Genomic DNA, 18,215 nt, shown 5'->3' with positions numbered 1-18,215 from the left:
CGGCCGGGGGTCAACACCTGTGGGACCTCGGGACAACACCTGTGGACCGTCGGCAGGCAAGCGTTCGCACCCGAAGGAGACACCGTGGCCAAGCTCATCTATTCCATGATCACCTCGCTCGACGGCTACGCCGAGGCGGCGGAGGGCGGCCTGGGGACCGGGGCCGAGGACCCGGAGGTGCACACCTTCGTCGGCGACCTCTTCCGCCCCGTCGGCACGTACCTCTACGGCCGGCGGATGTACGAGACGATGGTCTACTGGGAGACCGCGCACACCGAGCCCGGTCAGCCGCCGCACATCCTCCAGTACGCCCGTGACTGGCAGGCCGCGGAGAAGGTCGTGTACTCCACGACGCTCGACGAGGTGGCCGGCGCGAGGACCAGGATCGAGCGGACCTTCGACCCGGACGCGGTGCGCCGGCTCAAGGCCGAGGCCGAGCAGGACCTCACCGTCGACGGCCCGAACCTCGCCGCCCAGGCCATCGCGGCCGGCCTGGTGGACGAGTACCACCTCTTCATCACCACGAGCGTGGTCGGCGGCGGCAAGCGGTTCTTCCCCGACGGCGTGCGCCTCGACCTCGAACTGGTCGAGGAGCGCGCCTTCGCCAGTGGACTGATCTACGCCCGCTACCGGACCCGCTGAACAGCACCTGCCTCAGGCGGGCGTCCCGGCGGGCCCGCCCCGGTCCTCCCCGCCGCGCGCCGCCGCCCAGTGGCACGCCACCTGGGTGTCCCCACCGCCGTCCAGCACCGGGAGATCCACCGTGCGGCACGCCTCCGCCACGCCCGCCCGCTCCGCCTCGCCCGAGGCCAGGACCTGGCAGCGGACGTGGAACCGGCAGCCGCCGGGCACCTTCGAGGGGTCCGGCGGCTCCCCGGCCAGCACGACCGGTTCGCCCTCCGCCTCCGGGAGCACGGACAACAGGGCCCGCGTGTACGGATGCCGGGGGGCCGTCAGCAGCTGCTCGACCGGGCCCGTCTCGACGATCCGGCCCAGATACATCACCGCCACCCGGTCCGCGATGTTCCAGGCGAGCCCCAGGTCGTGGGTGACCACCAGCGCCGAGAGCCCCAGCTCGTCCCGCAGGCGCAGCAGCAGCGCCAGGATCTCGCCCCGTACCGACGCGTCCAGCGACGCCACCGGCTCATCGGCCACGATCAGCTCCGGCTCCAGCACCAGGGCCCCGGCGATCACCACGCGCTGGCGCTGACCGCCCGACAGCTCGTGCGGGAAGCGCAGGAAGAACCGCTCCGGCGGTCGCAGCCCGGCCCGGGAGAGGGCTTCCGAGACGGCCGCCCGCTCGTCGCCCGCGTACCCGTGGATGCGCAGCCCCTCGGCCACCGCGTCGTACACCGTGTGCCGGGGGTTGAGCGAGCCGCTGGGGTCCTGGAGGACCAACTGCACCCGTTTTCGGTACGCCTTGAGCGCCCGGCCCGTGTAGTCGAGCGGTGCGCCGCCGAAGGTGACCCGGCCCGAGGTGGGCGGGACCAGGCCGAGCAGGGAACGGGCGAGCGTCGTCTTGCCGCAGCCGGACTCGCCCACCAGCGCGACGATCTCGCCGGGCCGGATGTCGAGGTCGACGCCGTCGACGGCGCGGGCGGTGGCGGCCCCGCGCCGGCCGGGGAAGGCGACCTTCAGCGTCTCGGCGCTGAGCAGGGGAGCGGCGGGTACGGGGGGCGTGGCGCCGGCCGGAGGGGTGGTGCTCATGTCGTGCTCCTCGCGTCGTCGGCGGCGGGCGCGTCCACCCGTACGCAGGCGGCCCGGCGCCCGGCCCCGGCCTCCCGCAGCTCCTGGTCCTCGGTGGCGCAGGAGTCGAGCGCCACCGGGCAGCGCGGATGGAAGGTGCAGCCGCCCGGCAGCGCCGAGGGGTCCGGCGGGTCTCCCGGCAGGCCGCGCGGGGCGTGCCGGGAGGAGAGGTCCCCGATCCTCGGGAACGCGGCGGAGAGCGCCTTGCCGTACGGGTGGCGGGCGTCCGCGTACACCTGCCGGGCGGGGCCCTCCTCGACGACCCGGCCCGCGTACATCACCGAGAGCCGGTCACAGGTGTCGGCGAGCACCGCGAGGTCGTGGCTGATCATGATGAGCCCGACGCCCTGGTCCGCCACGAGCGCCTCGATCAGCCGCAGGATCTGCGCCTGGATCATCACGTCGAGGGCGGTGGTCGGCTCGTCCGCGACGATCAGCCGCGGATCGCAGGCCAGCGCCATGGCGATCATCACGCGCTGCCGCTGCCCGCCCGACAGCTCGTGCGGATAGGCCTGGGCCCGGGCGGCGGGCAGCCCCACCTGCTCCAGCAGCTCACCGGCCCGTCTGCGGGCGGCGGCGGGGGTGGCCCTGCTGTGGAGCAGGATCGGCTCGGCGATCTGGTCCCCGACCCGGTGCACGGCGTTCAGCGAGTGCATCGCGCCCTGGAAGACGATCGACGCGCCCGCCCAGCGGACGGCCCGCAGCCGCCCCCACTTCATGGTCAGGACATCCTCGCCGTCGAGGAGGATCTCGCCGGTCAGCGTGGCCGTCGCGGGCAGCAGCCGCAGCAGCGCGAGGGCCAGCGTCGACTTGCCGCAGCCGGACTCCCCGGCAATGCCGAGCTTCTGCCCGGCCTCGACCCGCAGATCGACCCCCCGTACGGCGGGGACGGCGTCGGCCCCGCCCCCGTAGGTGACGGTCAGGTTCCGCACCTCCAGGAGCGGCGGATCGCCGGTGGGGCTCGTCGGGTCGGGGGAGCCGGCCGGGTCCGGGTCCGGCGTGGTGGTCGTGGTCGTGGCGGTCAACGGGACACCCCCAGCTTGGGGTTGAGCACGGACTCGATGGCGCGGCCGCACAGGGTGAAGGCGAGGGCGACCACGGCGATGGCGAGTCCGGGCGGAGCGAGGTACCACCAGTTGCCGGAGCTGACCGCGCCGGCCTCGCGGGCGTCCTGGAGCAGGCCGCCCCAGGAGACGATCGTGGGATCGCTGAGCCCGAGGAAGGCGAGGGTCGCCTCGGTGAGGATGGCGGTGGAGATCACGAGCGTGGTCTGGGCCAGCACCAGCGGCATCACATTGGGCAGGACGTGACGGGACATGATGTGGCGGTGTCCGCCGCCGAGCGCCCGGGAGCGTTCGATGTACGGGCGGGACTCGACGGACAGCGTCTGGGCGCGGACCAGGCGTGCGGTCGTCGGCCAGGTCGTCACGCCGATCGCCAGGATCGTCGTCCACACCGACCGGGACAGGACGGTCGCCAGGGCGATGGCCAGCACCAGGGTCGGCATCACCAGGAACCAGTCGGTGACCCGCATGATGACGGTGGCGTACCAGCCCTTGAAGTGGCCCGCGGTGATCCCGATGAGCGTGCCGATCGCCACGGACAGGAAGGCGGCGAGCAGGCCGACCGTCAGCGAGACCCGGGTGCCCCAGAGCATCAGGGCCAGCAGGCTGCGGCCGAACTGGTCGGTCCCGAGCGGGAATTCACCGCTCGGTGCCTCCATCGGGCCGCCCGGGGCGTTGGTCACGCTCTGCGAGTCGGCTCCCACCAGCAGCGGGGCGGTCAGCGCGAGCAGGGCGATCACCGCGAGCACGGCGAGTCCGACGAGACCGGCGCGGTGGGTGCGGTACTGCCGCCAGAAGCGGAGCACCGCCTGTCGCCTCCGGGCCCGGGTGAGGGCGCGCGGGCCCGGCAACGGGACCGCCTTCTCCGGCTGCCCGGAGGGCTTCGGGGCCTCCGGCTCCAGCGGCTCGGGCTTCTGCATCGACGTCGTCATCGGCCCACCCGGGGATCGAGCAGCGGATAGATCACGTCGGCCAGCGTGTTCATCAGGATCACCGCGGCGGCGAACACGAAGAACAGTGACTGCACCAACGGCAGGTCGGGCACGCTCAGCGCCTGGTAGAACAGGCCGCCGAGCCCCGGCCAGGAGAACACCGTCTCCACCAGGATCGCCCCGGCGACCGTCGTGCCGAGGTTCACGAAGAGCAGCGTCACGGTCGGCAGCATCGCGTTCGGCACGGCGTGCCTGCGGCGGACGAGGTCGTCGCGCAGCCCCTTGGCGCGGGCGGTGGTCAGATAGTCGCTGCCCATCTCGTCCAGCAGCGAGGAGCGCATCACCAGCAGGGTGCGCGCGTACTCCACGGCGACGAGCGTGATGACGGGCAGCACCATGTGGTGGGCGATGTCCAGCACCCGGTCGAAGCCCTCCGTGTCGCCGGACTCCATACCGCCGGTCGGGAAGAGCCCGGGGATCGGGCCGATGCCCACCGACAGGGTGATGATGAGGAGCAGGCCGAGCCAGAACGAGGGCACCGAGTACAGGGTGAGCGCGAACGCGGTGTTGGCACGGTCCCCGGTGCTCCCGTTGCGCCAGGCGGAGCGCGCGCCCAGCCAGATCCCGAGCAGCGTGTAGATCACGAAGGCGGTGCCGGTCAGCAGCAGGGTGGCGGGCAGCGCCTCGGCGATCTTGTCGACGACCGGGGCGCGGAACTGGTACGACGTACCGAAGTCGCCGGTCAGCGCCTTGCCGCAGTACTGCGTGAACTGCTCCCACAGCGGCAGGTCGAGGCCGAACTCACGGCGCATCGCCGCGATCTGCTCGGTCGACACCTGACGGCCGCCGGTCATCTGCTTGACCGGGTCGCCGGGGATCAGCCGGAAGAGGAAGAAGCTGGTGACGAGGACGGCGAAGAGGGAGACGGCCGCCCCGGCGAGCTTGCCCGCCGCGTAGCGGGCGTAGGCGGCGGTGGAGCGGGAGCGCGGGGAGCGGGCCGACGGCCCGGCCGGAGCCGGGCCGCCGGATGCGGTGCTCTCCACGCCCGCGCCCTTCAGCAGGGCGGGAGTGCTTTCTGAGCTCATGGACTATTCACGGTCTTCCGCGGTGGAGCGGCGACGCATGGCGAACAGGAGTCCGCCACCGGCGAGGACGACGACGGCGATCCCGACCCCGATGAGCACCCCGGTGGAGGAGCCACCGGAGTCGGAGGAACCGGACGAGGAGGCCCCGGCGGCCGGGACCGCCGACCACCAGCTCCAGTAGCCGTCCTGACCGTAGATGTTGCCCGCGGCCGACGGCATGGTGGTGATGGACTCGATGTGGTCGGTGCGGTAGGCCTCGACGGCATTCGGGTACGCCATGACGTTCATGTACCCGGTGTCGTACAGCCGCGACTCCAGTTGCTTGACCAGATCCGCCCGCTTGGCGGGGTCGTACTCGGCCAGTTGCTTCTTGTAGAGCTCGTCGTACTGCTTGTCGCAGATGAAGTTGTCGGTCGAGGCCGTCTCCTTCGCCCTCGTCGGCAGCGCGTCGCAGGTGTGGATCGACAGGACGAAGTCGGGGTCGGGGTTGACGGACCAGCCGTCGAAGGCGAGGTCGTACTCACCGGCGTACCAGGGGTCGGAAACGTTGTCGAGGCAGTCGACCTTCAGCCCGATGCCCTGCTCGCCCCACCACTCCTGGAGGTACTTGCCGATCGCCTTGTCGTTGGGGTCGGTGGCGTGGCAGAGGATGCGGAAGTCGAGCGGCCTGCCGTCCTTGCCGACGCGCTTGCCCGCGCCGTTCTTCTTGTACCCGGCCTCGTCCAGCAGGGCCGCGGCCTTCGCCGGGTCGTAGGCCAGCTTCTGGTCCGTCGACGGCTTCCAGAAGTAGTCGCCGAAGCGCGGCGGGATGTAGCCCTCGCCCTCGACGGCGTGGCCCTGGAAGACCTTGTCGATGATGGTCTTGCGGTCGACCGCCATGAACAGCGCGTGCCGCACCTTCTGGTCCAGCAGCGCCGGGTGCCCGTCGCCGAACTTCTGTCCGTCCTTGGTGCGGGCGCCGGGGTTGACGGCGAGCGCGAAGAAGCGGCGGCCCGGGGCGTCGTTCACCTTGATGTCCGGGGCGCTCTCCAGCGAGGCGGACTGGGCCGGGGTCAGGCTGGGGCTGCCCGCGACGAAGGACACCTCGCCCTTGCGCAGGGCGGCCACCGCCGCGTCCTGGTCCTTGTAGTAGCGGAAGACCAGTTCGTCGAACTTGGGGGACCCGCGCCAGAAGTCCTTGTTGGCCTTCAGCTTCACGTAGCTGTCGACCTTGTAGTCCGTCACGATGAACGGACCGTTCCCCACGATGGGGAACTTCTTGTCGTTGTTGAACTTCGAGAAGTCCCCGACCTTCTCCCAGAGGTGCTTCGGGACGATCGGCACATCGAGCGCGGCCATCGTGGCCTGCGGCTCCTTCAACGTGATGACCAGCTTGTCCTTGCTGGGGGCGGTCACCTTCTCGAAGTTGCCGACGAAGCTGCCGTTGGAGGTCGCGGCGGCCTCGTCCGTCATCATCTTGTTGAAGGTCCAGGCCGCGTCCTCGGCGGTGGCCTGCTGTCCGTCGGACCACTTCGAGTCCGAGCGGATCGTGTACGTCCACGTCAGCTTGTCCGCGGAGGGTTCCCACGCGGTCGCGAGGCCCGGGATCGCCTTGTTGTCCTTGGGGTCGTAGTTGGTGAGGAAGTCGTACATCAGCCGCAGGACGCTCGTGCTGAGCAGCCGCTGCGCCAGGAACGGGCTGAGCGAGTCGACGCTCTGCGCGACGGCGACCGTGAGCGTCGTCTTCCCGTCGTCCGCGCGCGCTTCGGAGGGGGCGGGCGCGAGCAGGTTTCCGGGTACGACGGATCCGGCGGTGAGTGCCAGGGCGGCCACGCCGGAGGCCAGCAGGAGGCGCAGGCGTCGGCGTGGCCGGGTGGAGTGGTGGGGAACTCTAGTGACCATGGACGGGGACCTCGCGTCATCACTCGCTGAAGAAGGCGGGTAGATCTCTGGTTCGCCAGTTGGTGAAGCGAAGGTTTATCAGCGGTGGTCGAGGCTCGTCAACGGTCAGTCAAACGGCGTGTGGGCTGCGGGAATAGCGGAAGGGCCCGCACCGCGCGAGCGGTGCGGGCCCTTCATCGGCCCCGCGTTTACCCCCATTGGTCTAAACCACTTCTGCCCTACTGTCGAGGCGCCGCCGGCGGTTGCGGAGGCGTCTGCTGCCAGCCGGCGGGAGGCACTGGACCCTGCAACTCGGGCTGGCCTGCCGGGTTGGCGTGCTCGCCCTGCTGCTCGCCCTGCTGCTCGGGCTGCGCCTGCTGCGGCGCACCGGCCCCGGGCGCACCCGGCCCGGCCTGCGGGGGAGGTGCCTGGCCCCATCCGTTCTGCGGTCCGCCCGGCGCTCCCTGCGGGGTGTAGGGGCCACCCGGCTGACCGGCCGCCTGATATCCCCCGTACGGCGGCTGTCCACCGTAACCGTAGGGCTGCTGCGGGGCGTACGGCTGCTGGTGCCCGGGCTGCGCCTGCCCGGCCTGCTGCCCCGGCTGCCCTTGCTGTCCCGGCTGTCCCGGCTGTCCCGGCAGGGGGTGCCCGGGGTGCTGCTGCGGGTAGGGCTGGCCGGGGCCGGGCTGCTGCGGTGCGTAAGGCTGCTGGCCAGGGATCTGCTGTCCGGGGATCTGCGGCCCGGGAGCGTGCTGACCGGGGGCGCCCTGCTGTCCCGGCATGGGCTGTCCCGGTGCCGGGTAGCCCTGCTGGCCGGGCATCGGCGGGGCGAACTGCGGCGGCGGGTTCTGTCCGTCCCCCGTCCACAGCCCCTGCTGCTGCTGGGCGCGCGCGAAGTCCTCGGCCACCAGCGCCGAGAGGTGGAAGTACGCCTCACGGGTCTTGGGCCGCATCATGTCGAGGTCGACCTCGGCGCCCGCCGCCAGGTGTTCGTCGAACGGCACGACGACGACTCCGCGGCAGCGCGTCTCGAAGTGCTGGACGATGTCGTCCACCTTGATCATCTTGCCGGTCTCGCGGACGCCGGAGATGACGGTCAGCGAACGCTGCACGAGGTCGGCGTAGCCGTGCGCCGAAAGCCAGTCCAGCGTCGTCGACGCGCTGGACGCGCCGTCGACCGAGGGCGTCGAGATGATGATCAGCTGGTCGGCGAGGTCGAGCACCCCGCGCATCGCGCTGTAGAGCAGCCCGGTGCCCGAGTCGGTGAGGATGATCGGGTACTGCTTGCCGAGCACCTCGATCGCGCGCCGGTAGTCCTCGTCGTTGAACGTGGTGGAGACCGCCGGGTCCACGTCGTTGGCGATGATCTCCAGACCGGAGGGCGCCTGCGAGGTGAACCGCCGGATGTCCATGTACGAGTTGAGGTACGGGATCGCCTGGACCAGGTCGCGGATGGTCGCCCCGGTCTCGCGGCGCACCCGTCGGCCCAGCGTGCCCGCGTCCGGGTTGGCGTCGATGGCGAGGATCTTGTCCTGCCGCTCGGTGGCCAGCGTCGAACCCAGTGCGGTCGTCGTGGTGGTCTTGCCGACACCGCCCTTGAGGCTGATGACGGCGATCCGGTAGCAGGACAGCACCGGGGTGCGGATCAGCTCCAGCTTGCGCAGCCGCTCGGCCTCCTCCTTCTTGCCGCCCAGCTTGAACCGGGAGGCGGCGGAGGGGTTACGGCTGCTCTTGGCCTTCTGCTTGCCCCGCACCAGCCGGTCGGAGGAGAGCTCGACGGCCGCCGTGTACCCGAGCGGGGCGCCGGGCACCGACCGCTCGCGCTGATCGTGCGCGACCGGGGTGGGCCAGGCTCCGCCCGTACGCGGGTCGACCGGCGGCTGGTGCGGCTGCTGAGGCGGCTGGGGCTGGGCGGCCCGGGGCTGCTGTCCGTATGCCTCCGGCTGCTGCGGGGCGACGGGGGCCGGGAGGTTGGGGGTGCCCTGGGCCGGGAAGGGCGCGTGGGGCTGCGGCGCGTTGGGCGCTTGGCCCGGCTGACCCGGGTGGCCGGGCTGCGGGAAGCCGTACCCGCCCTGCGGAGGGAAGCCGTAACCGCCCGCGCCCTGGGGAGACTGGGGGTGTGCCTGAGGCGGCAGCGGTGCTCCGGGGCCGTGCTGACCGGGCTGACCATGCTGACCATGCTGACCGGGGAACGGCTGTTGCTGGTGCGGCTGCTGAGGAGCCTGGGGCGCCTGAGAGGGCTGAAGTGCCTGAGGTGCTTGCGGCGGCTGTCCCGTCTGCGGGAAGCCGTAGCCGCCGGGCGCCTCGTTCGCCGGGGCGGAACCGGGCCACTGCGCCGCGGGCTGCGGCGCGGAGGGCCCCGGAGCGGCCGGCTGGAAGGCGGGCGGCAGCGGCGGCAGCGCGCCCCCCTGGGCGGGCGGCGACCACGGCACCGGCGCGGCGGCGGCCTGCGGGGCGTCCGCGACGGGAGGCGGTACGTCCTGGGGACCCGCGTGCTGCGGCGACACGACGTCCTGCGCGCCCGCGCCGGCGTTCGTACCGGCGTCGGGCGCGGGTACGCCATCGGGGCCCGGGGCCTCGTCGGTGCTCGCTCCGGCCGTGCCGCCGTCCGCGGAATCCGTGGAGCCCGCGTTTGTACGGGAGGCGGCCTCGGAGTCCGTGTCGGCAAGCGAAGGAAGGGAGGAGGCAGCCGACTCGGAGGAGGTAGAGGACGTAGGGGACATAGATGACGTAGAGGACGTCACGGACGGGGAAGCGGCCTCGGGGCCCGAAGCGGAGGCGAGAGCGTCGGGCTTCCCGTCGTCCGTCGTCGATCCGGCACCGGACGGGCCGTCCGCGGCAGCCCCGGAACCCGTCCCCTCGGCGGATCCGGCAGCGGCCTCCGCCTCGCGCTCCGCGATCTCCCGCTGGAGCGCGGCCGGGGAGAACCGCATCGTCGAGCCGCTCTCCACGTCACCGCCGCCGAACGATCCGGTATCCCCGTTGTCGGCCGCAGGAGCCGCAGCCGAAGCGTCCTGCGCCTGCGTGTGTGGAGCCGGAACATGCGGAGCCGGAACATGCGGAGCCTGCGTGTGCGGAGCGGGAGCGTACGGCGTCTCCGGTACGGCGGGGGAGACCGGGGCCACCGGAGCTGCGGGGTCGGCGGGCGTCGGAGGGGCGGGCGCCCAATTGGGGTCGAAGCCGCCCGGCGCCGCCGACAGGTCGGGCGAGGAGAGGGGCGCCCCGACCGGAGGCGGAGGCGGCGCCAGGTGTGAGTCCGCTCCTCCCGACGCATCCCCCGCCGCGTTCTGCGTGTACCAGGCGGGAGGGGTGTAGTCGATGGTGAACTCACCCGTCATCTCGGCGGGATCCGCGTCGGACGACTCGTCGACGGGAATGTCCCATCCGCCGCGGATCTCGTCCCGATCGCCGTTCACTTTGCCTCCTGGTGTGGTCGAGCACCCTTGTGCCGTGGTGGGTGGGGGCGACCGTTCCCGATGTGCCGGTACGCCCGGCTCTCCCCCTTGCGACGCGCATCACCTGCTCGCAGGTTTCTTCTGCCGTGCCCCACCCACCCTAATCGCCATCCGGTGAACTCAGGCAGGGCGGAGGGCACGGCAAACCCCGCCCCACGGGCCAGGTGTCACACCCCGGTGAACGACGTGCGAAGGAAAGAGGGCGACGAGACGGTCAATCCGTGTCATACGCCTACAGAGTGAAACGGGAAAGCTCACTCCGGCGGCCACCCTGCCCTGAGCGGCGCTCCGCGCCTCCGCGAGGCCGAACCCGCGCGAGAGCGAACCCGCGTGCGACGCCGGACCTGTGGGAGGGACCTGTGCGCGGGGACCTACGTGAGGTCGAACTCACCGTCGCGAGCGCCCAGGACGAACGCCGTCCACTCCGCCTCCGTGTACCGCAGGACCGTGCCCGGGTCCAGCGAGGAGCGCATGGCGACGGCGCCGCCCGGCAGATGAGCGATCTCGACCCGCTCCTCCGCCTCCTCGGTGCCGGGCGCGCTGAGCCACGTCACATCCGAGATGTCGAGAGCGTAGAGCTCGTCCTTTTCCTGCTGGGTGCCCATGACGGCGTCCCTTCGATCGAACGGATTCGGTGCGTGGTCCATGTTCCCCGGAGGGAGGGGTGTTCGTGGGCAGAACGGTGCAGGAATCAGTCCATCCGGCGAGCTGTGCCCAGCAGTCCGGTCTCGGCGTCCGTCGCGTTCGTCATCACCCAATGGTGTTCGCGCCCCGCCACCCAGAGGGTGACACCGTCCGCCAGGGTGGGCAGCGCCTCGTACTCGGCGCGCGCCAGCCCCAAAATCCGGCCGATCTGCTCGGCCTCGCCGGGCGAGACCCGCTGGATGCCCACCAGCGCGGACGACCGCATCAACCGCGGTGCGACAGGGCTCAGATAGGGAAGCAGCGTCAGCACGGACTGCCACGGGGAGGACACCACCCGGCCGCGCGGCGGTCGCATGCCGCAGTCCCGTACGACGACCACGGGGCTGCCCACGGTCGCTCCCGTCGGGGGCACACGGCCCACGTCGTACAGGGAGACACACTCCAGCCCGGCGCCCGCCGCCTGGGCGAGCGTGGTCCAGGCCTGGACGCGACCGGTCTCGACCGCCACCCGGGCACCGGTGCCCGCCGCCCGGAGCGCCAGGACCTGTGCCGTCCACAACCCGCCGATCAGCGTGACGTCGTACGGCACCGGACGGTGGAAGCCGATCAGCTGCGGCTTGTTGTTCGCGTCGTTGCCGATGATCACGCCGTCGTCGCCGACCGGCAGGGACAACGCCCCCAGGTGGTCCGCGGCCACGGTGTGACCCGCATGACGGGGGCCGCGCAGCCCGCGCCGGGGCTCGGTCCGGTTGCTCACTGTGCGCCTCCCAGCGGGAGCGTGGCCAGGACGCCCGGCAACTGCTCGCGGTCCAGTCGTGCCAGCCCCACCTTGGCGTGCCGGGCTGCCTGCTCCAACGTCCTTCGGACACCGATCAGTTCGGTGTCCGAACCGCCGGTGACCCGCACATGCCCGGCCACGCTCGTCGAGCCCTGGTGCACCCCGCGGCGCACCGTCAGGCTGAACGTCGTCGCGTACGCCGGCACCGAGGTCAGCAGGGCGACCAACTGCGGCAGCGGCGTCGCACCCCGGCCCAGCTCGGGCCAGCGGTCCACCGCGTACGTGGTGTGCCAGCGGTCGTCGCACCGCCAGACCCGGGACGTCTCCATCGTGCGCCGCTGCGGAGCGGCGTCCGGCCGGCCCGCCCGCCCCGAGAGGATGGGATTGGCGCACGCGGAGGTGGCCACCGCGGAGTTCAGCTCGTCCTGGTCAAGCACCGCGGCCCGGAAACCGGCGCCCGTGACCCGGCTCGCCACATGGTCCGCCACCCGGACCAGGCAGCGCTGCGCACCCTCCAGCCCGCCGCCGCGCGCCTCGATGGCCTCACGGCACAGCTCGGGATCCAGCTTCACCGCCACCCACGTCATCCGCAGGGCGGGCGCCCCGGTCTGGTCCTGCAACGGCGCGTAACTGAGCCGGGCCACCGACTGCTGCGGCAGATGAGGGGCCGGTGCGCACCGCACCTGCTGCACCAACTGCGCCGACTCCAGCACGATGTCGTCGACCTGAAGGGCGTCGCCCAGCAGCGACAGCGGGAGCGACCGGGCGCCGAACGCGGGCCTCAGCGACTCGCCGCTCGCCTCCACCCGCACCACGGCCGTCAGGAACGTGCCGTCGCCGAGCATGCCGACCGTCCGGTGAGCCCGGTCCACATACACCTGCGGGCCAAAACCGGGCACGTTCTCCGCGACCGGCGCCAGCATCGGCTCCGCGTCCGAGGGCGGCGTGGCCGCGGACCGGCGCCGCTCCCGGAGCCCGAGGGCGCTCGACACCCAGTCCTGGAGCGCACGGCCCCGCCGGCGTACCACCGCGAGAGCGACCAGCAGACAGAGCACCACGAGCGACGGGATCAGCCAGGCGCCACCGAGCGCCGCACCCACGGCGGCGATCACGAGACCCACCTCGACGATCACCAGCTGCCGCAGCACGGGGCGCACCCGGTCGGTCCGCGAGATCGAACGCAGCGTCGTCGCGGCGGGGGCGTTCGGACCGGGGGTGCCGGAGGGCCGGGCGGGAGGCGTCGCGGGCGACTCGTTGCTACGTTGCCTCCGGGAAGTCCCGGAGGTTCGACGGCCGGCCCGCCCGGTACGCTCGCGCGTAGCTGCACCCATCGCCGCGTTGCCCCCTCGTGTCCGTATTCACCGCTTTTTACACGGGTGTTGATCGGCTCGTCACCCTACCTGAGCACAGGGGGCGGAACCCCAGCAGGCATAGTAGGGGCGCGATACGGCAGCGGGGGCCGACGGTGCGTGTGGGACCCTGTTCGATCACTGGGGAGAAGGGTCAGCGGACACATGGCATCACGGCGGGATGAGCTCAACGCCTATACCTTTGCGAAGCGGAGGTTGATCGCACAGTTCCTGCAACCCAACCCCACCGGTTCCGAGGAAGGCGCCCCCAAACCGCTGCGCGCGGTACTTCCCGGGGCCATCGTCGCCGTCGTGGTTCTCGCCGTTTTCGGCGCCTGGGGCATGTTCAAGCCGGTGGCCCCCCAGAAGTGGAACGTCGCCAAGGAACACGTCATCATCGCCAGCAAATCCACCACCCGGTACGTGGTGCTGGAGACCGACGGCAAGAAGCAGTTGCACCCCGTCCTGAACATGGCCTCGGCCAAGCTCCTGCTCGCCCCGGACAAGGGCACCGTCGTCAACGTCAACGAGTCGGTCCTGGACAGCGGCAAGATTCCGCACGGTGCGACGCTCGGCATCCCGTACGCCCCCGACCGGCTGCCCGACGCCAAGGAAGCGGGGGCGGCCAAGCGCTGGGCGGTCTGCGAACGGCCCGGCGAGGGCGGCAGGGCCATCCAGAAGGCGACCTTCATCTTCGCCGAGCGCGAGGAGAAGAAGACCGGGGGCAAGAACGCCCTGCGCGGCGGTCAGCTGATGTACGTCGAGGGGCCGGGACCGGATCGGACCCGCTACATCGTGGACGCCGCAGGCAAGGCCTACCCCGTCCAGAAGGACGAACTACTCCTGCGCACCCTGGTCGACCAGGGCACCGAACCCCAGCGGGTCTCGGCCGCCTGGCTGGCCACGCTCCACATCGGGGCCCCCATCACCTTCCCGACCGTGGACGGCACCCCGGGGGCCCCCGCGGGTGCCCCCGGCACGCTCGACGACCGGACGAACCGGGTCGGCATGGTCCTGACAGCCCCAGCGGGAACCGGGACCCAGAGTTACGTCGTCCTGCCGGGCAGGGTCGCGCCCGTATCGGACTTCACCGCCAAGCTCCTGCTCAGCAGCCGGCAACTGGTGGATCTCAAGCAGGCGGGCAACGCCGAGCCGGTCAGCGCCGGCGACATCGAACCGGGCGCCCCCTTCAACCAGAAGAAGGACTGGCCGGTCAGCAAGCCCGAGCCCGTCAACTCCCCTGAAGTCAGGAAGGGCAGCCGGAACACCGTGTGCAACGTACTGCGCGGCGTCGACGCGGACAGCGGCGCCACCACGCTGAGCACCTGGGTGGGTACGAGCTTCCCCGCGACGCTCCCCACCGGCTCCAGCAGCGCCTACGTCACGCCGGGATCGGGCGAGTTCTTCCGCCAGTTCAAGGGCTCCTCGACCAGCGCAGGCTTCCTGTTCCTGGTCACCGACACGGGCCTGCGCTACGCGATGCAGTCCAACAGCGACAGCGGCCAGGGCGACTCCGGCATCGGCGCATCCGGCTCGAAGAAGGAGCGGGAGTCCCAGCAGGAGGAGGCGCAGCAGGCGCAGAACCGGCTGGGCTACAAGGGCGTGGACCCCCACCCCGTACCGGCGGTCTGGTCCGCCCTCCTGCCGACCGGCCCCCGGCTCTCCACCGGCGCGGCCAGCCAGCCGCAGGGTTCGTGAGCGGGGCACAGACATGGCGATCCACGACCACGACCACGACCACCACGGCCCGGCCCGCCGCCTGCTCATCGCCACGGCGGCGGCGGCCGTCCTCGTCGTCACCCTGCCGGCGCTCCCGGCGGCCGCGGACGACTCGACCCAGTGCACGTTCCCCTCGAAGAACTACCCGGGCCGGCCCTGGGCGTTGCAGCGCGTCCTGTTGGACGAGGTGTGGAAGCAGTCCACCGGCAAGGGCGTACGCGTAGCGGTCATCGACACCGGAGTCGACGTCAGGAACAAGCAGCTCAAGCCGGCCGTGGACACCGGGGCGGGCCGCAACTTCCTGCCGAAGAACCTCAAGAACGACGACGGAACGAAGATCGAACGCGGCAAGGAGAACGGCACCACGGACACCGTGGGCCACGGCACCAAAGTCGCCGGCATCATCGCCGCGCGCCAGGCGAAGGGCACCGGCTTCAGCGGCCTCGCCCCCGACGCGACGATCATCCCGATCCAGCAGAACGACGCCGAGGGCCACGGAACGGCCGACAGCCTCGCCCGAGCGATCCAGTACGCCGTCAACGAGGCGGACGCGGACATCATCAACATCTCGCAGGACACCGCCGACGCCGTGAAGCCGTCCGCGCGACTGCGGCAGGCCGTGGACAACGCTCTCGCCCGGGACGTCGTGGTCGTCGCCTCGGCCGGCAACGACGGGCTCGGCGGCAACGTCAAGGAGACGTACCCGGCGTCCTTCGAGGGCGTCCTCGCCGTCGCCTCCTCGGACCGGAACAACGAGAGGGCGGCCTTCTCACAGTCCGGCGACTTCGTCGGCATCGCCGCCCCCGGGGTGGACATGGTCTCCACGGTCCCCGGCGGCGGACACTGCGCCGACAACGGAACCAGCTTCTCCGCCCCGTACGTCGCGGGAGTCGCCGCCCTGATCAAGGCGAAGCACCCCGACTGGACGCAGGAGCAGATCGTCGCGCAGATGCAGCAGACGGCGGAACGCTCGGTCGCGGGCCACGACATCCTCGTCGGCTGGGGCGTGATCGACCCGGTGCGCGCCCTCACCGAGGACGACAAGCCGATCGACCGCCCGGTCGCGAGCGAAGGGATGAGCAAGGGCAAAGCCCCCACCCCCGCCGAACTCCACCTGGGCGAAACGGCCGACGAGCGGAACGCGCGCCTGGCGACGTACGTCATGGTCGGCGGCGGCGTCCTGGTGGCGGCCATCGCGGGTACGGCCGTGGCGGTACGGGACACGCGGAGACGCGCGGGGCGCTTGGCGGGCTAGGCATAACGACGGGAACGGTGAAGAACAGTGAAGAGTCGGCCATGAGACAAGACACGTGACTCGCAAGTCGATTGGCGCTGTCGTACGCAGTGACTAGAGTCGTCGGGATGAGATCGGATCGGACCGCGTCAGTGCGATAGCAACGCGGGACGATCCGAGCAAACGGGGATGCGGAACGGGGAGGACGGCATTGTGACCGATCCAGGTGGCGGTGGCGGTACAGGTGACCTCAGGCGCGGAGTGGGTGCGCTGGAGAAGTTCAAGAGTCGTGTAGACGCCCTGCTGGCGGACTTCGAGGGCTCGGCGGCCAGCAAGACGAAGGTCGCCGACCAGAAGGTCTCGCGGGCCTCACTGAGCGGCCCGAACGCACGCTTCGCCGAGGCGGACGGCCTCTACACCCAGTACAACCGGGTCCACTCCTCCCTCGTCTCGCTCTCCAAGTCGCTCGGCGACCAGATCGAGTACCTGAGCCTGGGCGTGCACGCGGCGGCCGTTGGCTTCGACAACGTCGAGGACGACATCAGGCGGCGGTTCTACGAGATCCAGAACCGGATGGACGCGGAGCGCGAGAAGCACGCCAAGTCCGAGCAGGCGAAGCCTGAGCAGGCAGACAAAGAAAATCAGTCGGACGCCGGGTGGGCAGCGGAATGAGCGACGAGAAGCAGCAGAACCTGACGCCTGCCGAGCAGTCGAAGCAGGACGAGGGACGGGTCCAGACCCAGATCGTCGTCACGGACATGACCGAGACGGCCGGCCGGGTCATGGAGTCCTTCGGCTTCGGCAACCCCCGCACCGGGGGCCGTACCTCTTTCGAGGGACACCAGCTCAACGCCCTCATCGACATGGTGGAGAACTCCAACCCGGAACACCTGGAGAGCGCCGGCGAGGCCCTCTGGAAGGCCAGGGACGCCATCCGGCGTGCGGCGAAGGAGCTGAAGGACCACCTCAAGGGAGTCGACTGGGAGGGCCAGTCCGGCACGGCTTTCCGGGCCTTCGGCACGGGCCTGGTCGCCCACGCCGAGAAGCTGGGCGACTTCGCGGACGCGGCCGGCACCCAGATCACGGTCGCGGGCACCGGCCTGGCGTCCGTGAAGAGCGCCATGCCGCCGCGCGACCGCCGGATGATCCAGACGGACGTGAAGGACATCCTGTTCCCGGCCCGGACGGAGACCAACCCGCAGTACGCGGCCGCGCTTGAGGTGGAGAAGAACCGCCAGGAGGCGATCAACCAGGTCAATCGGTTGGCGTCGTACTACTCGGTTTCGGAGGAGGTGCTGGCGGGGCAGGAGCCGCCGCGGTTTGAGAAGAGCCTCAGTATTCGGATGCCGAGACCACATGATGATGGCAGGCCCTCTCCCGTCTCTGGTGCTTCTTCCGGGAGTGCCGCAACACTCGACAGACCCGCAGCGCCGAACGCTTCGGTACGCTCGACCGCAGGTGACCCTGCTCCAGTAGGCGCAGTCAACCAGCCACAGGGTGAGGTTCTCGGCTCCGCGCCCCTGCCGGACAGAAGCACCGCCACAGAGATCAACAGTGTCGCGCCTCCACAGGCCCCTATGACGGTCACCGCCACGCCTCCACTACCGTCTCCCACGCCCACGACGGGTCCGACCGGGATGCCGCCGATTGCAGTGCCGCCCGCCTTCATGAACACCACGCAGGGAAACCCGTCGCGTACGGCAGGGCCTCTGACGCAGCGGATGGCGAACCAGACAGGCCTGGGCGTGGGCAAGGCGCAGTCCACAGGGGGAGGCCCCGTAGCCAAGGGGACTGGTGGCGGGCCCCCGGTCGGACGCCCCAGCGCCACGGGCGGTGGAGGATCGTCCACCGGCCGTCCGCCGGTTGGCCCACAGTCGCCGATCACCGGCCGTCCTACCGCGATGGGCGGACGACCGGTCACCGGCCAAGGCGGTCCGTCCACAGTCGGCGGCGGCCCTAGCGGGGGAGGCAGAACCGGCATTGTCGGCGGAACCCCCCAGAACGCGCCTCAGGGCAGAGCCGCTGCCGGGGCTTCCGGCCAGCGAGGAGTGATCGGAGGGCGCGGAGCAGCAGCTGCCACTTCCCGCCCCGGCGGTCGACCCGGTCAGGCTTCGGGCGCGAACGGAGTCGTGGGTGCTCCCCGCAACGCCGCCGGCACCGGCTCGAATGCCAAGGGGTTCACATCTGGTGGGGCAGGGCTCGTACGTGGTCCTGCCGGTCGGCAGAAATCCGGCCGTGAGGACGATGACAACGGTTCGACCCGTCCCGACTACCTGACGGAAGACGAAGAGACGTGGAATGCCGGGCGGCGCGGGGCCGTGCCGCCGGTGGTCGAGTAGCAGCCCCAG

Annotated in this window: 14 protein-coding genes; 5 read left to right on the top strand and 9 right to left on the bottom strand. The window is 71.3% G+C overall.

The window, feature by feature from the left end; translation table 11 throughout:
* The first annotated feature begins 84 nt into the window (after positions 1–84).
* Positions 85–642, top strand: coding sequence for a dihydrofolate reductase family protein (locus N7925_RS07985; protein ID WP_265599001.1), 558 nt, complete (start codon positions 85–87; stop codon positions 640–642).
* A 12-nt stretch (positions 643–654) separates the two neighbouring features.
* On the opposite strand, the gene N7925_RS07980 is transcribed toward N7925_RS07985, so the two are convergent.
* From N7925_RS07980 to eccE, 9 genes are all read right to left on the bottom strand, one after another.
* The gene (locus tag N7925_RS07980; protein ID WP_274343470.1) at positions 655–1,707 is read right to left on the bottom strand and encodes an oligopeptide/dipeptide ABC transporter ATP-binding protein; all 1,053 of its coding nucleotides are present in this window, start codon (positions 1,705–1,707) and stop codon (positions 655–657) included.
* The gene (locus N7925_RS07975; protein WP_443032127.1) at positions 1,704–2,822 is read right to left on the bottom strand and encodes an ABC transporter ATP-binding protein; all 1,119 of its coding nucleotides are present in this window, start codon (positions 2,820–2,822) and stop codon (positions 1,704–1,706) included. The genes N7925_RS07980 and N7925_RS07975 overlap by 4 nt, the downstream gene beginning before the upstream one ends.
* Complete coding sequence (locus tag N7925_RS07970) at positions 2,768–3,730, bottom strand: ABC transporter permease (RefSeq protein ID WP_443032340.1); 963 nt, start codon at positions 3,728–3,730, stop codon at positions 2,768–2,770. The genes N7925_RS07975 and N7925_RS07970 overlap by 55 nt, the downstream gene beginning before the upstream one ends.
* Before the next feature lie 8 nt (positions 3,731–3,738).
* Positions 3,739–4,827, bottom strand: a complete 1,089-nt coding sequence (locus N7925_RS07965; RefSeq protein ID WP_274343467.1) for an ABC transporter permease — start codon at positions 4,825–4,827, stop codon at positions 3,739–3,741.
* 3 nt (positions 4,828–4,830) lie between these two features.
* Entirely contained in the window at positions 4,831–6,708 is a 1,878-nt protein-coding gene (locus N7925_RS07960) for an ABC transporter substrate-binding protein (protein ID WP_274343466.1), read from the bottom strand.
* A 218-nt stretch (positions 6,709–6,926) separates the two neighbouring features.
* Complete coding sequence (locus N7925_RS07955) at positions 6,927–10,103, bottom strand: SCO5717 family growth-regulating ATPase (protein WP_274343465.1); 3,177 nt, start codon at positions 10,101–10,103, stop codon at positions 6,927–6,929.
* Positions 10,104–10,513: 410 nt separating this feature from the next.
* Entirely contained in the window at positions 10,514–10,747 is a 234-nt protein-coding gene (locus tag N7925_RS07950; protein ID WP_265598994.1) for a DUF397 domain-containing protein, read from the bottom strand.
* Positions 10,748–10,833: 86 nt separating this feature from the next.
* A complete protein-coding gene (locus tag N7925_RS07945; RefSeq protein WP_215102984.1) occupies positions 10,834–11,544 on the bottom strand; it encodes a hypothetical protein in 711 nt (236 codons plus the stop codon).
* On the bottom strand, positions 11,541–12,896 hold the full coding sequence (eccE, locus tag N7925_RS07940) for a type VII secretion protein EccE (protein WP_274343464.1): 1,356 nt from the start codon (positions 12,894–12,896) through the stop codon (positions 11,541–11,543). The genes N7925_RS07945 and eccE overlap by 4 nt, the downstream gene beginning before the upstream one ends.
* A 183-nt stretch (positions 12,897–13,079) precedes the next feature.
* Between eccE and eccB the strand changes: the two genes are divergently transcribed.
* From eccB to N7925_RS07920, 4 genes are all read left to right on the top strand, one after another.
* Positions 13,080–14,612 (top strand): type VII secretion protein EccB, encoded by a 1,533-nt coding sequence (gene eccB / locus N7925_RS07935; RefSeq protein ID WP_265598992.1) that lies wholly within the window; start codon positions 13,080–13,082, stop codon positions 14,610–14,612.
* 13 nt (positions 14,613–14,625) lie between these two features.
* On the top strand, positions 14,626–15,888 hold the full coding sequence (mycP, locus tag N7925_RS07930) for a type VII secretion-associated serine protease mycosin (protein ID WP_265598991.1): 1,263 nt from the start codon (positions 14,626–14,628) through the stop codon (positions 15,886–15,888).
* A 168-nt stretch (positions 15,889–16,056) separates the two neighbouring features.
* Positions 16,057–16,539: a hypothetical protein gene (locus N7925_RS07925; protein ID WP_274343463.1), complete on the top strand. Its 483-nt coding sequence runs from the start codon at positions 16,057–16,059 to the stop codon at positions 16,537–16,539.
* Entirely contained in the window at positions 16,536–18,206 is a 1,671-nt protein-coding gene (locus tag N7925_RS07920; RefSeq protein ID WP_274343462.1) for a WXG100 family type VII secretion target, read from the top strand. The genes N7925_RS07925 and N7925_RS07920 overlap by 4 nt, the downstream gene beginning before the upstream one ends.
* The last annotated feature ends 9 nt before the right edge of the window (positions 18,207–18,215 follow it).

Source organism: Streptomyces sp. CA-278952 (assembly GCF_028747205.1).
Classification (GTDB): Bacteria; Actinomycetota; Actinomycetes; order Streptomycetales; family Streptomycetaceae; genus Streptomyces.
Note: the sequence above shows the minus strand (reverse complement) of the source record. Positions and strands in the feature narration are given on the sequence as shown.